Origin of the sequence: Nocardia sp. BMG111209 (assembly GCF_000381925.1) — a bacterium.
In the GTDB taxonomy this organism is placed as follows: Bacteria; Actinomycetota; Actinomycetes; order Mycobacteriales; family Mycobacteriaceae; genus Nocardia.
The window spans coordinates 2,128,118-2,146,025 of the sequence record NZ_KB907307.1 but is presented as its reverse complement, the minus strand read 5'-3'; the positions used below and the strand labels follow the sequence as shown (position 1 = coordinate 2,146,025).

The window sequence follows — 17,908 nt, the reverse complement described above, 5'->3', positions numbered from 1 at the left end:
CCGGGCGGCGCCGCCGTCCACGCCGGGGCCGGGTCCGCCGGTGTGTGCCGTTCGGCCCGCAAATCCACCGCATCGCGGTGCGTCCGGGCTCACACCAGGTTCTTGCCCTGCGCGCGCCGCTCGCGCATATCCTCCAGATAGCCCTGGAACGGGTACAGCCGCCAGCTGTCCGGCAGGACCGCGGTGGCCCGGCCGATCGAGCGCATGACGAGTTCGAATGCCCGCTGCTGCCGCGGGCCCCAGTCCAGGCCGAGTTCATCGCGGAACTGTTGCGGCAGATAGCCGGTCGTGAAGAACCGGTTGATCCGCCGGAACGCCAGCCGCTGGAGCGGGTGGTAGGGACCGAGATCGACGACCTGGTCGAGCAGGTAGCGGCGCACCTCGTCGTCGAAGGAGATCTCGGCGAGCATCGAGTCCCAGTATTCCCGGAACGCGGCGCGGTCGGCCGGCCACATGTCCGGGCGGACCTGCAGCGTGGTCCCGAATCGGGCGCAGTCGGTGTACATCTCGTCGGCGTCGCGCTCGTCGATGCCGCCGAACAGGAAGGCGACGGAGTCGACGGTGCCGCGGTAGAGGCAGGCCGCGACCCACAGTTGCAGCCGCGGGTCGAAGGCGTTGTAGCGCACCGGACTCTGCGCGGTGGAGCGGACGTGGCGGTGCGAGGTGTCGACCGCGGCGCGGAAGGCGTCGCGATCCTCGTCGGTGCCGAGCAGCGCGACCGCGAGATAGGTGAGGGTCGTCTTGCCCCGTTTGCGGGGGTGCAGGTCGAAACGGCCACTGGTGACGGTGCTCTCGATGACACCGCGGCCGACGGGCGGGAGCCCGAGCTGCATGATCACGTTGGCCGGGCCGCCGAGCAGGGCCACCGGGCCGGACATGTAGCGGCGGCGGCGTTCCTGGGCGGCGTCGGTGTCACCGGGCGGTGGCGCGGTGGGGGCGCGGTCGGGCATATCTCCTCCGCGATTAGTTGAGATGGTTTACATCTCATCTTCTCAGAGCGGCCGAGTGGATGCAATGCTCCGGATACGCCGATAAGTTAACGGAAATTCTGGGTGTGGGATAAGCTGCGGATGTTGCGGAGATCTGGGTGATGGGCCGGTGTCGCCAGGCGGCGCCGGTCCGCTCACCGTCGAGTTGGACCCAGGGGTGCATGGTGAGGAAGAAGCTGTCGGACGCGGCTCGTTCGGTATCCGATTCGTGGTCCGCGGCCGGAGTGCTGCGGCGGCGCGGGATGATCGACCCGGTGCGCCGCCCGGCGGAACTGATCCGCACGATGAAGGACGCGGCCGCCTACGGCCCGTTCGTCACCGTGCTGCGACAGGCCCGCCACCGCTCCGGTGGGTCGGTCGCGATCGTCGACGGGCACGGTGAACTCACCTTCGACGAGCTCGACGCGCAATCGAACGCGCTGGCCCACGGTCTGGCCGCGCTCGGGATCGGGCCCGGGGCGGTCGTCGCCGCGCTGTGCCGCGACCACCGCGGCATGGTGCTGACCCTGCTGGCCGGCGGCAAACTCGGTGCGCGGGTGGTGCTCATGAACACCGGATTCGCCGGTCCGCAGCTCGCCGCCGTGGCCGCGCGCGAACAGGTCGGCGCGTTGCTGCTGGATCAGGAGTTCCTGGCGACGGCGGCCGCGGTCCCGGATTCGGTGCCGCGCGTGATCACCTGGGTGTCGGATCCCGCGGCCGACCTCGGCGCGGTGCCGACCGTCGAATCCCTGGTCGCCACGCACCCCGCCGGTGAACTGCCCGCGCCGCAACGGCCGGGCGGGGTCGTGATCCTCACCAGTGGCACCACCGGCATGCCGAAAGGCGCTCCGCGGGACAAGGTTTCGCCGCTTTTGTCGGCGCAGTTCCTGGACCGGATCCCGTTCCCGGAGGCGGACACCGTCATCATGGCGGCGCCGATCTTCCACGGCACCGGGCTGTCCCAGTTCAGCCTGGGCTGGGCGCTGGGCAATGCGATCGTGTTCCAGCAGGGGCGTTTCGACGCGCGCCGGGTGCTGGCCGATATCGCGAAGTACCGGGCGAAGACGCTGGTGCTGGTGCCGACGATGTTGCAGCGGATCGTCGACCTCGGTGACGAGGTGCTCGCCGAATACGACACGTCCTCGCTGCGGGTGATCTTCGCGGCCGGCTCGTCGCTGTCGCCGGATCTGGGCCGCCGCGCCGCCGAGGCGTTCGGCGATGTGCTCTACAACCTGTACGCGTCCACGGAGGTGGCGGTCGCGGCGGTCGCCACTCCCGAGGATCTGCGCGCCGCGCCCGGGACGGTGGGCCGGCCGCCGGTCGGCTGCCGGGTGGCCCTCTACGACGAGCAGCGCCGGCGGATCACCGAGCCGGATCGGGTCGGCACCATCTTCGTCTCCAGTGGCCTGAGTTTCGCCGGCTACACCGACGGCGGCCACAAGGAGATCGTCGACGGCCTGTTGTGCAGCGGCGATGTCGGCCACTTCGATTCCGCCGGAAGGCTTTTCATCGACGGCCGGGACGACGACATGATCGTCTCCGGCGGTGAGAACGTCTATCCGCTCGAGGTGGAGAATCTGCTCGTGGAGCGCCCGGACGTCCTGGAGGCGGCCGTGATCGGCGTCGAGGACCGCGATTTCGGAAAGCGGTTGCGCGTCTTCGTCGTTCCCGCCGAGGGCGTAACCCTGGAGGAGCAGGAGATCCGCGATTACGTGAAGGCCCACCTGGCCCGGCACAAGGTGCCTCGTGACGTGATCTTCCTGACGGAGTTGCCGCGCAACGCCACCGGGAAGGTGCTGCGCCGCGCTCTGCAGGAGGTCGAGGTCGGCTGAATCCGGTCGCCGCGGCCCCTGCTAGAATCGACATTAACTTAGCGACGGTGCGCCGCTGCCTCGTGCCCTCGCGGCGCCGGTGCGGTGATCGCCGTGCGCCGCGAGGAGAGCGTCATGGGAAGTATCGCCATCACCAAACAGCTGCCGGTGGCGGTGGCGGGTCTGTACGACGCCATCGCGCGGCCGGCCACCTGGGCCCGATGGTCCAGCATCCACCGGGATTTCGTCGGCGAGCCGCCCGAGCGGCTGTACTCCGGCGCCTCGCTGGTGTCGACGGTGGCGCTGCTCGGTGTGACCGGCGAGGTGCGATGGACCGTCGCGGCGGCCGCCGAGCCGAATCTCATCATGCTGTCCGGTCGCGGAAAGGCCGGTACCGCCTGCGAATTCACCTATCTGCTGCGTCCGGTGGCGGGTGGGACCGAACTGACCGCCGGTGGTGACTTCCGCGGCCCGTTCCTCACCGGCTACGTGGCGAAGGCGCTCGAACAGCACGGACGCGAGCAGTTGGACGAAACCCTCGATCGGCTCGCCGCCCTGGTCGGGACGACGGCCGCCGGTGCGGAACCGGCGGCCGATCCGCGCCCCCGACGTGGCGCGGCCCGCCCGTCCGGTGGGCATTCATCGGAACAGGCGCAAACATAGCTCGTCAAATGACCAGTACAGCATGGTACATTTGAGAAAATCGTAGTTAACATGCCAGCGTCGGTGTGGGGCGGTGACCGTGCGGGAGCCGCCCGAGGGAGGAGACCGGATGTCCGAGTCGACGGTCGTCACGGTCCACGCCGCGCCCCGATCGGAGGGCATGGTGATCCGCCCTCGTCCCGGCGTACCGGTGCCCGCCCGGCACCGGACCCCCCGTTCGCCGGTCGCGCTGCAGGCCTCGGTATCGCAGCTGTGTTCCGATCTGGCCGCCGCCGCCTCGCCGCGGGAGACCGAGCAGCGGATGAACCGCCTGCGCGACACCGTCGAACGCTGGGCGCGGGCCGGGATCCCGCTCGACGCCGTGCACCACGCCGTCCACGACGCCTTCGCCGAGCGGCTGTGCGCGGCGCTGCCGGCGCAACCGGCGACGTCCGCCCTGGGCCGCGCGGCCGCCGACCTCGAACTGCTCGGCCGCGTCACCCGGGTGGTGTCGGGTGCGTACGTCGCGGACGGATCCGATTCCGACGGGCAGCGCGATGCCCGCGCGCTGGCGGCCGCGCTGATCGACGGAGCCCGCCCGGCGGCGGTCGCGCGCGAACGCGGCATCCCGCTCGACGCGGCGTATCACGTACTGTCCGTGGACATTCCGCATCAGCACGATCGGCGCGCGGGCCGGGCCCGGCTCCGGCTGCTGCATCGCGCGCTGGCGAAACGCTGTGCCGCGGAACCGCTCTCGCTGCTCGGCCCGGACGGCGGCACCCTGCTGCTGCCCGCGTCGCTGTTCCCCACCGCCGCCGCGGTCGACGACCTGATCGCCGAACTGGCGACGGTGGCCGGCGCCGCGCTCACCGCCGCCGTGGTCGAGGCGCCCGTGGCGGAGGTGGGCGCCGGCGCCGACCGCGCCGACGAACTGCTGGATATCGTGCTGCGCCTGGACCTTCCGGCCCGGCTGTACCGCCTCCAGGACATCGCGCTGGAGTACCAGCTGACCCGGCCCGGCCCCGCCCGCGAGCGCCTGGCCGCGCTGATCGACCCGCTGACCGCCCACCCGGAACTGGTCGAGACCCTCGCGGGCTACCTCCGCCACAACCTGAACCGGCGCCGCGCGGCGGAGGACCTGCACATCCATCCGAACACCATCGACTACCGGCTCAAGCGCATCCTGTCGATCACCGGCGTCGACCCCAATGATGTTTCGGGCCTGTGGCTTCTGGCCTCGGCGCTGATCGTGCACAGGTTCCGGTCGGAGAACCTCACTCGGTCGCGGTCCGTCCTTCCGTGACGGGGGCCGCGAGCCGCTGCTCGTCGCACATCCGCTGCAGCACGGGCAGGGTCTCCTCGAGACCCGCGCCGATCCGCTCGCCGGGTGTGAAGGTGGCGGGCAGATTTCGCATGCCCTGGATGACGCCGATCGTGTCGTAGTGCACCGTGCCGGCGGGATCGCAGACGTAGTCGGGCATCCGGTCCAGGACCGCGGTCAGCATCCGCTTGAACACCGCGCGCGCCACGTTGGAACCGATGCAGCGATGGATACCGAGCCCGAAGCTGTAGTGGCGGTTGCCCTTCCGGTCCAGCACCACGGAATCCGGTTCCTCGAAGACCTGCGGGTCGCGGTTGGCCATCGCCCACGACAGCCACAGCCGCTCACCCTCCTGGAAGCGCTGCCCGGCGAGTTCGCAGTCCTCGGAGATGGTCCGGCCGTCACCGGGCGCCGGGGTGAAGAAGCGCAGGAATTCCTCGGTGGCCGAATTGAGCAGCAGATCCCTTTCGCGGCTGAGGGTTTCACGCTCGTCGGGATGCTGGGACAGCCACTCCAGCGAATGCGAGGTGAGGGCGGTGGTGGTGTCGAAGCCGCCGCCGATCAGCAACGCCATCTGCCCGAGCAGGTCGAGGTCGTCGGGCTTCTCGCCGTCGACGGACATCCGGGCCAGCGCGTCGATCAGGCCGGGACGCGGATTCTCGCGGATCTCATTGAGATTCGCGATCAGGTCCATGCCCATCGTCAGATGCAGCTGCTGCACTCGGGCCATATCGGGGGAGTCCGGCGGGGTGTACACCGACGCATGGGCCGGTTCGTTGTAGATCGACCACTTGTGCAACGGGATTCCGAGCATCCCGAGGGTGAGCACGGCGGGCACGATATTGGCCAGATCGTCGACGAAGTCGATGCGGCCGGACTCGATGCGGTCGTCGATGCAGGCGCGGATCACCTCGTCCACGAAGGGAATCCAGCGATTCACCGCGGCGGGGGAGAGGTAGGGATTGAGCACCGAGCGGTACACCCGGTGCTCGTGGCCGTCCATCTCCAGGATGCCGTTGCGGATCGGCATCGCGGCCTCGCCGGACGGGATGGTGATGCCCTGGTAGCCGCGCCGCTCGCCCTTGACGTCGCGATCGTTGGAAACGTAAGGGCAGCGGGCGAGTTCGAACACCTCGCGATTGCCCGCCGCGACCCAGTGGCCGCCGTAGGTCTCGGTCCACGCCACCGGGCAGCTGTCGTGCATCTCGTGGGTGATGTCCTCGAACCGGTGCCGGTACTCGGCGGTGTGTCGGTCGAAGTGGTAGCCGGGCCGCTCGTCGTGCGGCAACAGGTTCTCGATGGTCACGCGTGGTCCTCTCGGGGGCCGGGTCAGGCTCGGTCGACGAATTCCAGGATGGTCGGGGCGGCGAGGACCCAGGTGTCGAAGATGCCGACGTCCTCGCCGCGGCCCTGCGCCTTGATGGACTGCTCCCAGGCGTCCTCCGCCCACGGGGGGTCGACGAGTTCGGCGCCGGGGATCAGGCAGCTCACCTCGAGCGAGGTGCGCCGGGGGTGGTCGGGATCGTCGGTGCCACCGCGGATGATGCGGGTCGGCACCCGGATGTCGACGAGCAGATCGTCGTTCAGACCGGGGATGGTCTGGCCCGGCGTGGGCACGTACGCCTGCAGCCAGCGCAGGGTCAGCCGGGTGAACTCGGCTTCGTCGAGGGCCAGCAGCCGCGCCTCGTTGCGCGGGTTGTCCCGGATGCGCTGCTTCCATTCGGGCACCGTGAGCAGACCCTCGATTCCCTTGGCGCGCAACGCCGAAATGGTCGGCATGATGTACACCCAGCTGAGCGTGAACAGTCCCGGAATACCGCCGACGATATTCCACAACACCAGTTTTGTGACCAGTTCCGGGTAACGGATCGCGGTGAGCATCGAATCCCGCGCCCCGCCGGAGCCGCCGGCCAGCACGACCGGGCCGAGCTCCAGCGCGGTCAGCAGGCCGTGCAGCGTATCGGCGCGCATGTGGGATTCGCTGGGGCCGAAGAACTGGACCTCGGACGCGCCGCAATTGGGCCGGTCCCACAGCAGTACCCGATGACCGCCGGCGACGAGCCGCTCGGCGAGCGGCCGCACCCCGCGGTAGTCTTTGCCGAATCGGCCGCCCGGGGTGAGGACGATCAATTGCCCTGTGTCGCCCAGGATTTCGTAGACGACCTGGCCGCCGTTGACATCGATGACGGGCATCGCTGGTATCACTTCCTGCCTTCGGTGAACGCCGGGCGGATGCCGATCCGGTCCGCGCGAGGCCGCGAGACCGTGACGGCGCTCACTTATATCGAATACCGTATGGTAAGGCATTCCCGCAAGGGGTACGGGAACTATTGCCCGAGATCGATGGCCCGCGACCTCCGGCAGCCGCCGCAGGTCACGAAAGTTGCCCTCCACCAGTGATTCCGGCGATTCCGGCCGATATCGTAAGGGCTTACCGTATAGTCGGGCCGGCGCGGGCTGTGACCGCGCCGGGAACGTCGGATTTCCGAGGGAATGGAAGGTGCCGTGTCCGTGCTGTCACCGAACCCCGTCGACCGGGGTGCCCCGGGGGTGCTGCCCCTGGACCGTTCGCTCGAACGCGCCCGCCGCCACGTCCTGCGCTACCGCATGGCCGTCGTCACGCACAGCGCCGCCGACCTGGTGAACGCGGCCGGTGGCTGGCTGTTCGACCGGGTGATGGCGGGCTGGGACGTCACCGTGCTCGCCGCCGACCTCAGCGATCCACTCCCGCTGCGGATCCTCGGCGCCACCGTGGTGGACCTGCACGACGCGATGGCGATGCGGCGGGCCCGGGTGGTGCCGCAGTCGTTCGCGCTGTCCGCCACCGTGTGCGCCACCGAGGAGCGGGTGCACGACTGGGCCCTGAGCTGCCTGGGCCGCGGCAGCCACGAGGTCACCCTCTGGGGCGAGGGCCTCCCCGACGAACTGGGCAGCCGCACCACCGCCGCCGAACATGCCCCGAGCCGCGCGGCCCGCGCGTTCAAGGCCCGCGCGCTGGCCGCGGTCGCGAATCCGGCGCGCCCCCTCGCCGAGGTGGAGACCTTCCGGATCGGCGGCCGCCCCCGCCGCGGCCGCGGCGAACCGCTACCGGTCTGACGTGGCACGCCCAGCGAAAACGACCGGCGAGCCGAGACGTCAACGCCGCGAACGCGGCTCGATCACCGCCGACGAGATCGTCAACGGCGCCTATGCCCTCGCCGCCGAGGTCTCGGTGGAGAAACTGAGCATGCCGGCCCTGGCCCGCCGCCTGGACGTCGGCGTCACCAGCATCTACTGGTACTTCCGCAGCAAGGAACAACTGCTGGAGGCGATGCGCGACCGCGCCCTCGCCCAGTACGAGATCGCCCTGCCGTTCACCGGCACCGGTTCCTGGCACGAACGCCTGCGCACCCATTTCATGACGATGCGAGACCTGTTCCGCGACAACCCCGTCCTGTGCGATCTGCTGATCATGCACACCGCCGACTACGGCCCCGGCACGAATCGCGTTACCTACCAACGCCTCGAGGCCGTCATCACCACCATGGTCGACGCCGGCTTCACCCCCGAGGACGCCCTGGAAACCTACTTCACCCTCTCCACCCACAGCCGCGGCTTCGCCATGCTGCAACGCCGCGGCACACTCGACGCCGCCATCGCCACCCCCCGCCCCCCGATCGACGAACAGGACAGCCCCCACCTGTCCCACCTCGCCGCCGCCGGCTACAGCCTCGACCCGGTCCGCGACCGCACCTTCGAACTCGGCCTCGACGCCCTCATCGACCGCGCCAAACAGGTCCTGGCCGCCACCCGGTAACCGATCCGCCTGTCCGCGAAGGGATTCGCGGCGCACTGTCCGCTGATCTCCCGATGCGCGCCGGGCATCGGTGTCGCCGGGCCGGTGCGGGGTACCCGCCCTTCGTCGATGCGAGTTGCGGCGGCCTGTCGCCGACGGGCCCGCACCCGGCGGACAGTGGAGAAGGCGGGTATGGGCGAACAACGTGGGGAACACCCCGGACCGGAAGCTCGGGGTGATGCGCCGGTCGGGCCGAGTGATCTGTCGCGGCAGTCGTGGTGCGGGGTGTTGCGGCGGTCGGTGCGGCGGTTCCGGGAGAACAATCTCACCGATTGGGCGGCGGCGCTGACGTATTACAGTGTGCTGTCGTTGTTTCCGGGGTTGATCGTGCTGACCGGCCTGCTCAGTGCGCTCGGGCGGGGGGCCACCGATTCGCTGATCGATACCGTTCGCCGGATCGGGCCCGGCAGTGGTACCGCGCTGTTGATCGATGCGGTGCACCAACTTCAGGGTGCGCGGTCCTTCGCGGGTGTGGTCGCCGTGATCGGTATCGTGAGCGCGCTGTGGTCGGCGTCGAGTTATCTGGGTGCGTTCATGCGGGCGGTCAACGCGATCTACGGCACCGCCGAGGGGCGTCCGATCTGGCAGACGTTTCCGCTGCGTATCGCCTTGACCGTCGTGGTGCTGATCCTGATCACGGTGACCGCCGCGGCCGTCTCGCTCACCGGGTCGCTGGCCCGGCGGGTGGGCGATTGGCTCGGCTGGGGCAGTGCGGCCGTCGCCGCCTGGAACATCGCCAAATGGCCGGTGCTGATCGTCGTGGTGACCCTGCTCGTCGCGTTGCTCTACTGGGCGGCTCCCAATGCCCGGCAGCTCGGGTTCCGTTGGCTGTCACCGGGTTCCGTGCTGGCGGTGGTGGTGTGGGTCGTCGCGTCGATCGGATTCACCTTGTACGCGACTCATTTCGGCTCCTACAACAAGGTGTACGGATCCCTCGCCGGCGCCATCGTGCTGCTGATCTGGTTGTGGCTGACCAATATCGCGATTCTGCTCGGTGCCCAGGTGGATGCCGAGCTGGCTCGTGGTCGTCAGATCGAGCGGGGGCAGCATCCCGATACCGAGCCGGTCCTGCCGCGGCGCGCCGAACCCGGCGACTGATCGGGGGGATCGGCTCGCCGTGGCGATTGCGCGCGGGCTCGCTCAGCCGGATCCCGCGCCGGACCGAACAGCCCCGGCCGCGTGCACCAGGCCACCGAGCACGACGTGGCAGAGGTCGGAGAGCCGTTGGTACGGAGACGGATTCGGCCATACATCGATGCCGGTCGCCGCGCGGGCCGCGTCGAGTGCGGCGCACTGGCTCAGCACCGTCGCGGTGCGGGCGCCGGAGGTGAACCGGATCAGGTACGGATCGGTGGCCCGGATCTCGGGTAGTCCGGCGGTCGGTGCGGCCCAGGCCCATTCGCGCAACGCCGCCAGTTCGCGCGCCGGAACGCCGTGGAGGGCGGTGCCGCCGGTGGAAGCCGGGCCCGTGAACGCCACTGCCGGGGTGCTCAGTTCGGCTGCCTGCCGTACCTCGTCGTCGGTCCAGGCGGGGTCGAAGGGGGCGGCGATCCGGCCGGACAGGGCGCAGGCGTAGTGCAGGATCACCCATTCCGGGCTGAGGGTCGACCGGATCGCCACGCGCGCACCGGGTTTCGTGATCGCGGCGAGCGCGTGCGCGACCGCGCCCGCGGCGCCGGCGAGTTCGCCGAAGCTCATGCGGTCGTCGGCGGGCCACGGCAGCGCCGGGTGGTCGGCGGCGGTGGCGAGGATCCGGTCGAGCAGCCGGGGGATCGACTCCGGCGGTGGCCCAGCGGAATCGGTCCGCCATCGGTGCGGGCCGTCGGGGCCGATGGTCCGGTGACTGCTCATCTGTCCGGTCCTCCTCGCCGCGGGATGCCTCGGGTGTGCCTCGTCCAGACGATACCAACCCAACCACTTGGTGGGCTATAGTTTCGGCTGAAGCGGCCTTCGTCGGACGGATACCGACGAACCGGTTGGCTACAGTAGGAAATTGCGCGGCGCGCGGCGCCCGCGGGCGGAGGTGTCTGTGCCGGACCAACTACGTTTCGACGATCGGGTCGCGATCATCACCGGCGCCGGGGGCGGTCTCGGGCGAGCATACGCCCGCGTCCTCGCCGCGCGGGGTGCGCGGATCGTCGCCAACGACATCGATCTGAAGGACGACGCCGGGCACACCCCGGCGGGCCGGCTGTGCGCCGAGATCTCCGCGGCGGGCGGCGCCGCGGTGGCGGTGGACGCGTCGGTCGCCGACACCGGAGCGGGGGAGGCCGTGGTCCGCACCGCGCTCGATGCGTTCGGCCGGGTGGACATCCTGATCAACAACGCGGGCATCCTCCGCGACCGTTCCTTCGCGAAACTGTCCGAGGAGGAACTGCACGCCGTGCACGGTGTGCATCTGTACGGGACGCTCGCGGTCACCAAGGCGGCGTGGCCGGTGCTGCGCGAGCGCGGTTACGGTCGGGTGGTGCTGACCACCTCGGTCGCGGGCCTGTTCGGCAATGCGGGCCAGGCCAATTACGCCTCCGCGAAATCGGCGATGGTCGGCCTGGGCCGCACGCTGGCCATCGAGGGCGCACGCTCCGGGATCAACGTCAACATCGTGTCGCCCGGCGCCGCGACCGCGATGACCGCGAAACTGCTGCCCGAACATCTGCACGCGGCGATGGCCCCGGAGAAGGTGGCCCCGATGGTCGCCTACCTGTGCCACGAAACCTGTTCGGAGACAGGCGAGATCTTCTTCGCGTCGGGCGGGCGGTACGCGCGCAACCTGATCGTCGAGACCCCCGGATACCGCAATCCGGCGGCGACGGTGGAGGACATCGCCACCCACCTCGGCACCATCATGGACGCGAGCACCTGGACCCTGCCCGGCGACAGTATGCAACTGCCCGAACTCTGAACGAACCGGCCCGCCCGGCCGCATACTGCGGGCGGGCCGGCATGACGAGCCCGGGGCGACCCGGGCGGCAATCGACGAGGAATGCGATATGGACCGGGACAGCGACACCGTCTTCATCGGCGGCGAATGGATCAGGGCCCGCGGCCCGCAGCGCTACGAGATCATCTCGGCGTCCACCGAGGAGGCGCTCGCGACCGCGCCGGTGGCCGCGGCCGAGGACGTCGACGCGGCGGTCGCGGCCGCACGCCGCGCCTTCGACGATCCGGCGGGCTGGGCGCACTGGGAACCGGAGCGCCGCGCGGCGGTCCTCGACCGCTTCGCCACCGCGCTCGACGAACGCGGATCCGAGATCGCCCGGCTGGTGACCAGCCAGAACGGTATGCCGATCACCATCTCCTCGGTGTCGGAGGCGGTATTCCCCGGCACGCTGGTCCGGTACTACGCGGGCCTGCTGCGCGACACCCCGATCGAGACCGAGCGCCCCTCGATGACCGGCGGGACCACCGTCGTACGGCACGTCCCCATCGGGGTGGTGGCCGCGATCGTGCCGTGGAACTTCCCGCAGACGCTCACCTTCTTCAAACTCGCGCCGGCGCTGGCGGCGGGTAACACGATTGTGTTGAAACCGGCCCCCGAAACCACCCTGGACGCCTATCAGGTGGCCGACGCCGCGAACGCGGCCGGCATCCCCCCGGGTGTGCTGAACATCGTCACCGGCGGTCCGGAAACCGGCGCCGCGCTGGTCGAACACCCCGGCGTGGACAAGGTGGCCTTCACCGGTTCCACCCGGGCCGGGCGGATCATCGCCGAGACCTGCGGCCGGCTGCTGCGCCCGGTCACCCTGGAACTCGGCGGCAAATCGGCGACCATCGTGCTCGACGACGTCGATCTCGCCACCGAGGTCGGCAAGATGTTCAGCTGCACCCTGGTCAACAGCGGGCAGACCTGCATGCTCGGCACCCGCGTGCTCGCACCCCGCAGCCGCTACGGCGAGGTGGTCGACGCGTTCGCCGGACTGGTCGGGATGCTGCCGGTCGGCGACCCCTTCGATCCGGGCGTCATCCTGGGCCCGCTGGTCAGCGCGCGGCAGCGCGAGCGGGTGGAGGGTTATATCGCCAGGGGGCGTGACGAGGCCCGGCTCGTCGCCGGCGGTGGCCGGCCGGCGGGACTGGACAAGGGCTGGTACGTCGCGCCGACCGTCTTCGCCGATGTCGCCAACGACGCGGTGATCGCGCGCGAGGAGATCTTCGGCCCGGTGCTGGCGGTGATCCCGTACGACGACGAGGACGACGCGGTCCGCATCGCCAACGACTCCGCCTACGGACTCGGCGGCACGGTGTGGAGCGCCGACCCCGAACGCGCTCGCGCGCTCGCCACCCGGGTTCGCACCGGGACGGTGGGGGTGAACTTCTACAACATCGACCACCACAGCCCGTTCGGCGGCATCAAGGACAGCGGCATCGGCCGTGAGCTGGGCCCGGAGGGCCTGGCGTCGTTCCGGCACGTCCAGTCGGTGTACCTGGGCTGACCGGTCCGGCCGGCGCCGCGGCGTCCGGCCGAGACCGCAATTTTCCACGAAGAGGCGGGTGCAGAGTCGCGCCCGTGTGCGAGATCGGAATTGGCGTGATGTCTGCGACCGTCGACGAAGTGTTCCGCGATCGGGTGCGGCGCACGCCGGATGCCCCGATCGCCGATTGTGGCCGGGGCCCGGTGACATTCGCCGAACTCGACGAGCGAACCGACCGGCTGGCCGCCGGTCTCACCGCCCTCGGCGTGCGGCCCGGCGACCGCATCGCGCTGATCGTGCCGAATCGGCCGGAGATGATCGAATTACTCATCGCCACCGCGAAACTCGGTGCGGTGCAGGTGCCGCTGAACTATTGGCTGCGCGGTGAGTTCCTGCGCTACCAGCTCGCCGACTGCGGGGCCCGGATCCTGGTCGCCGACGAACTCGGCTATGCCTCCGCTGCACCGCTGCTCGGTGAGACGGAGATCGAACAGGTTGTGCTGCTGGACGATTCGGCCGCGAATCCGTCGGCCGTGGCCTACTCGGCGGTGCTCGCCGCCGGCACGGCGGAATGGATTGCGCGGCAAGCGAATCCGTCGGATCTGTTGTCCATCCTGTACACCTCCGGAACCACCGCGCTGCCGAAGGGCTGCATGCTCAGCACCGGCTACTACGTCACGGTGGGCCGCTCCTACGGCGAACGCGGCTGGGTCCGGCCCGGCGACCGCATGTACACGGCGTTCCCGCTGTTCCACTCCAGCGGGCAGATGGTGGCGTTCATGTCGGCGCTGGTCAACGATGCCGATATCGTCGTCGCACCCGAATTCCACGCCGCGACCTTCATGGCCGACGCCCGCGCGGCCGGGGCGACGATGCTGGTCGGCGTCGGCGTGATGGCCCAGGCCATCCTGGAACAGCCCCCGCATCCCGACGACGCGACCTCCCGGTTCCGGCTCGCCTCCTGGGTCCCGCTACCCGCCGAGCGCCAGGCCGAATTCGAACAGCGCTTCGCCACCCCGGTGATGTCGGAGGGCTACGGCCAGACCGAATGCGTGCCGATCTCGGCCAGCGCCGCCGGCGGTGCGCGGGTACGAACCTCGGCCGGGCTGACCGCCCCCGCGGTCGACGTCCGCATCGTCGACGAGAACGACGAGATCCTGCCCGCCGGCCGCTCCGGCGAGATCGTGGTCCGCCCGAGGGTTCCCAACGCCACCTTCCAGGGCTATTGGAACAAGCCCGCGGAGACGGTGTCTGCCTGGCAGAACCTGTGGCACCACACCGGCGATTTCGGCCTCCTGGACGCCGACGGTTACCTGCACTTCGTCGACCGCAAGAAGGATGTGCTCCGCCGCCGCGGCGAGAACGTGTCCTCCCTGCAACTGGAGCAAGTGATCCGCACCCACGCCGCGGTCGCCGACGTCGCGGTCTGCGCGGTCCCCGCACCGCTGGGCGACGACGACATCAAGGCCTGCGTGGTGACCGCCCCGGACCACACCTTCACCGCCGCCGACCTGTTCGAATTCCTGCGGGATCGCGTGCCCTACTTCGCGATTCCGCGCTACCTCGACGTCCGCGCCGAACTACCGGTGAACGCGCTCGGCCGCGTGATGAAACACGTGTTGCGCGCCGAGGGCGTCGGACCGGATGTGGCGGACCTGGAGGCGCTGGGCCTGGTGGTGCCGCGCGACGAACGCCGCGGCCCGGCCCGGGTGCACTCCGATCCGGTTTAGCGCCACGTTCCCCGGAAGATGACCGGCCCCTTCGGTTTCCGGGCCGGTCAACCGTTCCCCGGCCGGTGCGCGTCTCCCGCGATCTCGCGCGCCCGCGGATAGTCGGCCTTACCGTTGGGCGAGCGCGGTACGGTCGGCACCACGGCGATCGACTTCGGCGCCTTGTATCCGGCCAGCCGCTGCTTGACGTGCGCGATCAGCTCCGCGGGAGTCGGCCGCGCCGACCCGACCGGCGCGACCACGGCGCAGACCGCCTGTCCCCATTGCGGATCCGGCACCCCGACCACCAGGGCGTCGGCCACCTCGGGATGACCGAGCAGTACCGCCTCCACCTCCTCGGTGTAGATCTTCTCCCCGGCGCTGTTGATACACAACGAGTCCCGCCCCAGCAGCTGGATCGTCCCGTCCGCCTCGACGATCGCGCGATCGCCGGGCAGCGCCATCCGGACCCCGGCCACGGTGACGAACGTGGCGGCGGACTTCTCCTCGTCCTTGTAATAACCCAGCGGCACCCGATTGCCCACCGCGAGCCGCCCCACGACCCCCGAACCCGGTGCGACGGGCCGCAATTCGTCGTCGAGCACCGCGGCGTGCGGCCCGATCTCGAAGCGCGCGGTGGTGGCGACATCGTCCTTCGTCGAGATGGACCAGCCCATCCCGAACCCCTCCGAGGAGGAGAAGCCGTCCACGATGGTCAGCGACGGACACTGTTCCAGCAGACCGGCTTTCACCGCATCACTGAGAAATGCGCCGGACGACAGCAGATTCCCCAGGCACGAGATGTCCCAGCGCCCCGGCTCCCGCGCCATCGTCTCGAGAATGGGCCGCCCGAACGCGTCACCCACCATCGCGAGACTGCGCACCCGCAACCCGTGCACGGTGTCGAGCAACTCCACCGGATCGAATCCGTGCCCGCGCAACGAGATCACGCATCCGCCGTCGTTGAGTGTCAGATAACCACCGAACAACCCGGTCCCGTGCATCATCGGACTCGCGGACACATGGGTGCGCCCCGGCTCCGTGATGTACCGCCGCATCCCCGGAATACCCCCCTCGATCGGATAGGACGGCGGCCCAACGGAATTCAACTGCATGAAAATATCTACCTGCCGCCACATCACCCCCTTCGGCAACCCGGTGGTCCCCCCGGTGTACAGCAGGAACAGATCCTCCCCACTGCGCCCCCACCCGGACCGGGTCCGCCCCGCCGCAGCCGCCGCGGCCTGCTCGTACGGCACCGCCCACTCCGGACAAGCCTCAGTCCCGTCATCGACGTGAATCCAGGTCCGCACCGCGGGCAGTTCGCCGCGCACCTCCCCGACCTGCTCGGTGAAGGCCCCATGGAAGACCACCGCCGTGATGTCCGCGTTGCGCCACAGATACAGCAACTCGTCCCGCCGGTACCGATAGTTGGTGTTCACCGCCGGAATACCGATCTTGGTCGCGGCGAACATCACCTCGAGATATTCGGGCGAGTTCCGCAGGCACAGCGCGACCCGATCCGCCCGCGAGGCCCGGCCGTCGAGCAACGTGGCGGCGACCCCATCGGCCCGGCGATCGAACTCGGTCCAGGTGAACACCCGATCGCCCTGCCGCTGCGCAGGCGCCCCCGGCAACGCCTCCGCGATCATCTCCCAGAAGTCGGCGAAGTTCCAATGACTCGTCTCGACCATCGGTCCCACCTTCATCGGTAGTGCTGCTGACACCCCTCATTTTGCCAACCATGTGGTCGGGTTGCAGCCGAATGGAGAATTCGGCCACGAACTTCAGGGGAGCTGCGCGGGCCGCGAACTTCGTCGAACATGCTGTTCACCAGTAAAATTGCGCACCGATTCGATGTCGCCGGGGTGCCGCCCGGATCGATCGTAAGCCCAACCAGCAGGTCGGCAACACTGATGACGGGCCGAACATCGCCTCGCGGTCGCACCCGATCTGCCCGGCCACGTCACCGAACTCGCAGTCGCCGAGAGTGCGGACCGGAAGCACACAACCGGGATTTCGCCGCTGCCGGCGGATGCGCCGTGGCTGCGGTGCCACGACCACCCGTACGTGGCGCAGAGATTCAGCTCCGGTCCGGCAAATCGGCTGTGGCTGAAGAGGTTCGGCTGTCGAGGAGCAGGTCGACGCCGGGTGGGAGGGAACCGGCGGTGGCGGCGGCGCGGATGTGGGCCTCGAGGGTTTCACGGAAGGCGGTGGCGGCGTGGGTGGGGGCCACGTCCTTGCGGTGGGCGAGGGCGACGGTGCGGTGCAGGCTGTGGGGGTCGCGGCCGGTGTCCAGGGACAGCGGGACGGCGCGTAGGTCGGGGTGGCCGGCGAGGACCATGCTGGGGACGACCGCGACACCGAGGCCCGCCTCCACGAAACGGAGGACCGCGTCCATCTCGCCGCCCTCGACGGCCAGGCGGGGCTGGAAGCCGGCGTGCCGGCAGGCGGCGATCGTGGCCTCGCGCAGGTCGTAGCCCGGCCGGAACATCACCAGGGGGCGGTTTCGGAGGTCGGTGATGCTCAGGCGGCGGTTCGGGAGGGTGGGGTCGTCGCGCCGCGCGGCGACCACGAGGTCCTCGCGCAGGATCGGGGTGGTCGCCAGGGGTGTGCCGTCGGCGAGGGGCAGGATCACCAGGGCCAGGTCCAGGGCGCCGCGGGTCAGCTCGCGGACCAGGTCGCGGGAGCCGCCCTCCTCGACCACCAGCTCGATTCCGGGGTGCGCGTCGTGGAACCGCCGCAGCGCGTCGGCCAGCAGGCCGGAACACAGCGAGGGGGTGGCGCCCACCCGCACCCGGCCGCGGCGCAGCCCGATCAGTTCCTGCACCTCGAGACGGGCGGTGTCGACGTCGGCGAGGATCCGCTCGGCGAGCGGCAGCAGGGCCTCGCCCGCGGGGGTGAGGGTGATGTTGCCGCGGGCCCGGCTGAACAGCGGGGCGCCGAGCTCGGTCTCCAGCGCGCGGATCTGTTTGGACAGTGACGGCTGCGCGACGTGCAGCGTATCGGCGGCCCGGGTGAAGTGCCTGGCGCGCGCGACGGCCAGAAAATACGACAACTGCTGCAACTGCACGTCCACCAGCCTAGAACCGGTAATTTCCGCGCCGCAATTTCGAATCCGGTAAATGCCCGTCGATTTCGGGTGGGTGTGAAAACTCTCACGGCCCGTTATTCCTACGGAATGTAGTAAAAGGCGGCGCAGCTCGCTGCATA

General features: G+C 69.9%; 15 protein-coding genes. 9 read left to right on the top strand and 6 right to left on the bottom strand.

Translation table 11 applies throughout. From position 1 onward, the window contains the following. Positions 1-89 precede the first annotated feature (89 nt). Positions 90-950: an oxygenase MpaB family protein gene (locus G361_RS0109835; RefSeq protein ID WP_019926906.1), complete on the bottom strand. Its 861-nt coding sequence runs from the start codon at positions 948-950 to the stop codon at positions 90-92. 200 nt (positions 951-1,150) lie between these two features. Here G361_RS0109835 and G361_RS0109830 point away from each other — a divergent pair, with 200 nt between their 5' ends. From G361_RS0109830 to G361_RS43040, 3 genes are all read left to right on the top strand, one after another. Beyond that, positions 1,151-2,800, top strand: a complete 1,650-nt coding sequence (locus G361_RS0109830) for an acyl-CoA synthetase (protein WP_019926905.1) — start codon at positions 1,151-1,153, stop codon at positions 2,798-2,800. A 114-nt stretch (positions 2,801-2,914) separates the two neighbouring features. Further along, the gene (locus G361_RS0109825; RefSeq protein WP_155981387.1) at positions 2,915-3,442 is read left to right on the top strand and encodes an SRPBCC family protein; all 528 of its coding nucleotides are present in this window, start codon (positions 2,915-2,917) and stop codon (positions 3,440-3,442) included. Positions 3,443-3,551: 109 nt separating this feature from the next. Further along, the gene (locus G361_RS43040; RefSeq protein WP_155981386.1) at positions 3,552-4,724 is read left to right on the top strand and encodes a CdaR family transcriptional regulator; all 1,173 of its coding nucleotides are present in this window, start codon (positions 3,552-3,554) and stop codon (positions 4,722-4,724) included. On the opposite strand, the gene G361_RS0109815 is transcribed toward G361_RS43040, so the two are convergent. Further along, the gene (locus tag G361_RS0109815; protein ID WP_019926902.1) at positions 4,696-6,048 is read right to left on the bottom strand and encodes a cytochrome P450; all 1,353 of its coding nucleotides are present in this window, start codon (positions 6,046-6,048) and stop codon (positions 4,696-4,698) included. The genes G361_RS43040 and G361_RS0109815 overlap by 29 nt on opposite strands. 23 nt (positions 6,049-6,071) lie before the next feature. Further along, entirely contained in the window at positions 6,072-6,935 is an 864-nt protein-coding gene (locus tag G361_RS0109810; RefSeq protein ID WP_019926901.1) for an alpha/beta fold hydrolase, read from the bottom strand. Between the two features lie 402 nt (positions 6,936-7,337). On the opposite strand from G361_RS0109810, the gene G361_RS43035 reads away from it, so the two are divergent. The 3 genes from G361_RS43035 to G361_RS0109790 all read left to right on the top strand — a co-directional run bounded on the left by G361_RS43035 (position 7,338) and on the right by G361_RS0109790 (position 9,675). Continuing rightward, the gene (locus tag G361_RS43035) at positions 7,338-7,838 is read left to right on the top strand and encodes a hypothetical protein (RefSeq protein WP_052172758.1); all 501 of its coding nucleotides are present in this window, start codon (positions 7,338-7,340) and stop codon (positions 7,836-7,838) included. A 1-nt stretch (position 7,839) separates the two neighbouring features. Beyond that, entirely contained in the window at positions 7,840-8,538 is a 699-nt protein-coding gene (locus tag G361_RS0109795; protein WP_019926898.1) for a TetR/AcrR family transcriptional regulator, read from the top strand. A 171-nt stretch (positions 8,539-8,709) separates the two neighbouring features. Continuing rightward, positions 8,710-9,675, top strand: coding sequence for a YihY/virulence factor BrkB family protein (locus tag G361_RS0109790; RefSeq protein WP_052172757.1), 966 nt, complete (start codon positions 8,710-8,712; stop codon positions 9,673-9,675). A gap of 42 nt (positions 9,676-9,717) precedes the next feature. On the opposite strand, the gene G361_RS43030 is transcribed toward G361_RS0109790, so the two are convergent. Continuing rightward, positions 9,718-10,428: an AMP-binding protein gene (locus G361_RS43030; RefSeq protein WP_019926896.1), complete on the bottom strand. Its 711-nt coding sequence runs from the start codon at positions 10,426-10,428 to the stop codon at positions 9,718-9,720. 172 nt (positions 10,429-10,600) lie between these two features. On the opposite strand from G361_RS43030, the gene G361_RS0109780 reads away from it, so the two are divergent. From G361_RS0109780 to G361_RS43025, 3 genes are all read left to right on the top strand, one after another. Then, the gene (locus G361_RS0109780; RefSeq protein ID WP_026342864.1) at positions 10,601-11,479 is read left to right on the top strand and encodes an SDR family NAD(P)-dependent oxidoreductase; all 879 of its coding nucleotides are present in this window, start codon (positions 10,601-10,603) and stop codon (positions 11,477-11,479) included. 88 nt (positions 11,480-11,567) lie between these two features. Beyond that, positions 11,568-13,007 (top strand): aldehyde dehydrogenase, encoded by a 1,440-nt coding sequence (locus tag G361_RS0109775; RefSeq protein WP_019926894.1) that lies wholly within the window; start codon positions 11,568-11,570, stop codon positions 13,005-13,007. 98 nt (positions 13,008-13,105) lie between these two features. Then, the gene (locus G361_RS43025) at positions 13,106-14,716 is read left to right on the top strand and encodes an AMP-binding protein (RefSeq protein ID WP_019926893.1); all 1,611 of its coding nucleotides are present in this window, start codon (positions 13,106-13,108) and stop codon (positions 14,714-14,716) included. 47 nt (positions 14,717-14,763) lie between these two features. Here G361_RS43025 and G361_RS0109765 read toward each other — a convergent pair whose 3' ends face one another. After that, complete coding sequence (locus G361_RS0109765; protein ID WP_019926892.1) at positions 14,764-16,389, bottom strand: AMP-binding protein; 1,626 nt, start codon at positions 16,387-16,389, stop codon at positions 14,764-14,766. A gap of 389 nt (positions 16,390-16,778) precedes the next feature. After that, positions 16,779-17,768, bottom strand: a complete 990-nt coding sequence (locus tag G361_RS0109760; protein WP_036494837.1) for a LysR family transcriptional regulator — start codon at positions 17,766-17,768, stop codon at positions 16,779-16,781. Between the last annotated feature and the right edge of the window lie 140 nt (positions 17,769-17,908).

Coding starts and splice junctions, on each gene's coding strand:
- G361_RS0109835 (WP_019926906.1), bottom strand. CDS start 950: ATGCCCGACCGCGCCCCCACCGCGCCACCGCCCGGTGACACCGACGCC.
- G361_RS0109830 (WP_019926905.1), top strand. CDS start 1,151: ATGGTGAGGAAGAAGCTGTCGGACGCGGCTCGTTCGGTATCCGATTCG.
- G361_RS0109825 (WP_155981387.1), top strand. CDS start 2,915: ATGGGAAGTATCGCCATCACCAAACAGCTGCCGGTGGCGGTGGCGGGT.
- G361_RS43040 (WP_155981386.1), top strand. CDS start 3,552: ATGTCCGAGTCGACGGTCGTCACGGTCCACGCCGCGCCCCGATCGGAG.
- G361_RS0109810 (WP_019926901.1), bottom strand. CDS start 6,935: ATGCCCGTCATCGATGTCAACGGCGGCCAGGTCGTCTACGAAATCCTG.
- G361_RS0109790 (WP_052172757.1), top strand. CDS start 8,710: ATGGGCGAACAACGTGGGGAACACCCCGGACCGGAAGCTCGGGGTGAT.
- G361_RS43030 (WP_019926896.1), bottom strand. CDS start 10,428: ATGAGCAGTCACCGGACCATCGGCCCCGACGGCCCGCACCGATGGCGG.
- G361_RS0109775 (WP_019926894.1), top strand. CDS start 11,568: ATGGACCGGGACAGCGACACCGTCTTCATCGGCGGCGAATGGATCAGG.
- G361_RS43025 (WP_019926893.1), top strand. CDS start 13,106: ATGTCTGCGACCGTCGACGAAGTGTTCCGCGATCGGGTGCGGCGCACG.
- G361_RS0109765 (WP_019926892.1), bottom strand. CDS start 16,389: ATGGTCGAGACGAGTCATTGGAACTTCGCCGACTTCTGGGAGATGATC.